The sequence below is a fragment of the Parvibaculum sp. genome, from assembly GCF_035511255.1.
Taxonomy (GTDB): domain Bacteria; phylum Pseudomonadota; class Alphaproteobacteria; order Parvibaculales; family Parvibaculaceae; genus Parvibaculum.
The window spans coordinates 1-2,569 of record NZ_DATKFR010000434.1; the positions used below are offsets into that span (position 1 = coordinate 1).

A 2,569-nucleotide genomic window follows, 5' to 3' on the forward strand; every position below is an offset into this window, starting at 1 on the left:
CGCATAGGCGCGCGCCACCGTGCCGACGGTGACGCCGAGTTCATAGGCGATGTCGCGCAAGGGCGGCAACCGTGTGCCCGGCGCGAGCCGGCCCTCGGCGATCGCTTCGCCGATGAGATCGGCAATCGCCCGGTAGCGCGGGCCGCTTCGTTTCGTTTTGAGAAATTCAGTGAGAGAAAATGTCATGGTGACAATAAAACAATTGAACCGGGATGTTCGCCAACTAGAGTGCGAATGAGGGATACAATAATGCAATCGAGCGGAATATATAGCTCAAAGCGCGGAAAATTGTATCGATACAATGTGGAGCCAAAAATGAAAGCGCAGCTCTTCCAGGTCGATGCCTTCGCCGACAGGCCCTTCGAGGGCAATCCGGCGGCCGTCGTTCCGCTCGAAATCTGGCCCGAGGATGCCGTGCTGCAGGCCATCGCGGCCGAGAATAACCTCGCGGAAACGGCCTTTTTCGCGCCTGAAGGCGCCGGAAGCGATGCCTTCCGCCTGCGCTGGTTCACGCCGGCTGTGGAGGTTGATCTCTGCGGCCACGCCACCCTCGCCAGCGCTCACGTCATCCTCTCCCACCTCGCCTTTTCCTCACCCGAAATTCACTTCGAAACGAGGAGCGGACGCCTCACCGTGACGCGCGCCGGCGACCTCCTCGCGATGGATTTTCCGGCCGCGAAAGCAAAGCCGATCCCGGAGCCCGAGGGCCTTGCCCGCGCGCTCGGCGCAAAGCCCATCGTCTATGCAAGGACGAGCAACATCATGGCGCTCTTCGGCAACGCCGCCGAGGTGGCGGCCCTCGATCCCGATTTTCCGGCGCTGAAAAAGCTTCTGATGCCGTCCGGCGCGGGGCTCATCTGCACTGCTCCGGGGACGGACGGGTTCGATTTCGTCTCGCGCTTCTTCGCTCCCGCGCATGGCATCGACGAGGATCCGGTGACGGGTTCGGCGCATTGCACCAGCGTTCCCTACTGGGCGAAAAAGCTCGGAAAAACCGATCTCGTCGCGCGCCAGATTTCAAAACGCGGCGGCACCCTCTGGTGCACCGACGCCGGCGACCGCGTCATCATCCGCGGCCGTTGCGCGGATTACATGAAGGGCGAGATCGAGGTTTGACCTTTTTCCCTTTCATTGTCATCCCGGGCTCGTCCCGGGATCCAGGGGCCGCTTGCTCAGGGTTTGAGACTCCTGGATCCCGGCATAAAGCCGGGATGACAATGAGAGGTGTTTGAGTGGTGTGTCTAAGCCACCGCCGCGTCCAACTCGAAAACCCTGTCGTGCAACGGTTTCAGCGTCGAGCGATGCCCGACGGAGATGAGCGTCGGCCGTTGCGGCATCGCTTCCACCAATCGGTAAAGCGCCGCCTCCGAGGCTTCGTCGAGTGCCGATGTCGCCTCATCCAGAAACACCATGTCCGGCTGATGCACGAGAATGCGCGCGAAGGCGAGGCGCTGCTGCTCGCCGCCGGAAAGCCGCTGCGCCCAATTGTCCTCGCGATCGAGCTCTCCGACAAATCCGTCGAGGCCCACATGTTGAAGCGCCGCGGCGAGTTCGGCATTTCCGACCTGATCCGGCTTGTAGGGATAGAGGATCGCGTCGCGCAGCGTGCCGAGCGGAATATAGGGCTTCTGCGGCAGGAAGAGCGGCTTCTTCGCCGAGGTCGAAATGCGCCCCTTGCCGAACGGCCAAAGGCCCGAGATCGCGCGCAGCAGCGTCGATTTGCCGGCGCCTGTCGCACCCATGATGAGCAGCCGCGACGATGACGGCACGTCGAGGTTGATATCCTTTTTCAGCGTCGCGCCATTCGGCAATCGGAGATCGAGATGCGCGACGGAAAGCCCGTCGCCCGTGCCGCGCGCGATGTCGATTTCCGGCGTCTCGTTGCGCACTAGCGCCGCGCGATGCTCGAACTGCGTCAGGCGGAACATGACTGCCTGCAACTCCGCGATGTCGGAATAGGAATTGACGATGAAGGAAAGCGACGTCTGCACCTGATCGAAGGCGGTTGCGATCTGCTGGATGCCGCCGAACTCGATCGCCTTGCCGAAATATTTCGGCGCTGCGACGAGATAGGGCACGATGACGGCGATCTGCGTATAGCTGCTGACGAGCGCGTTGAGCTTCATCTGCCGGATCAGCACGGCGATGAAATTGTCGTAGATCTTGCCGAAGCGTCCGCGCAGCACGCCGCCTTCATGATCCTCGCCATTGTAGAAGGCGACGCTTTCGGAATTCTCGCGCAGACGCACGAGGCTGTAGCGGAAATCGGCTTCGTAGCGTTGCTGGTTGTAGGTGAGGGGAACGAGCGGCCGGCCGAGCTTCACCGTCGCCCATGTGCCGATGCCCGCGTAAAGGATCGCGCCGACGGCGGCATAACCGGGAATCGTGATGGAGCCGTAGGCGCCGAGCGGAATGGTCAGCGGTCCCAACAACACCCAGAGAATGGCGATGAAGGAAACGAAAGTGACGATGGCGCTGAGCAGTCCGACAGAGAGGTTCAGCACCTGCGCCGTGAAGAGGCGAAGGTCGTCGGCGATGCGCTGGTCGGGGTTGTCGGTCTCTGCGCCCT

At 62.0% G+C, this 2,569-nt stretch carries 3 protein-coding genes; 1 reads left to right on the plus strand and 2 read right to left on the minus strand.

Annotated features, from left to right (window positions below; genetic code table 11):
* Positions 1-186: GntR family transcriptional regulator (locus tag VMR03_RS16395; protein ID WP_325407115.1), on the minus strand; the 186-nt coding region annotated here is incomplete at its 3' end.
* Between the two features lie 129 nt (positions 187-315).
* Here VMR03_RS16395 and VMR03_RS16400 point away from each other — a divergent pair.
* Positions 316-1,116, plus strand: a complete 801-nt coding sequence (locus VMR03_RS16400) for a PhzF family phenazine biosynthesis protein (protein WP_325407117.1) — start codon at positions 316-318, stop codon at positions 1,114-1,116.
* Between the two features lie 125 nt (positions 1,117-1,241).
* Here VMR03_RS16400 and VMR03_RS16405 read toward each other — a convergent pair.
* Positions 1,242-2,569: ABC transporter ATP-binding protein/permease (locus VMR03_RS16405; RefSeq protein ID WP_325407119.1), on the minus strand; the 1,328-nt coding region annotated here is incomplete at its 5' end.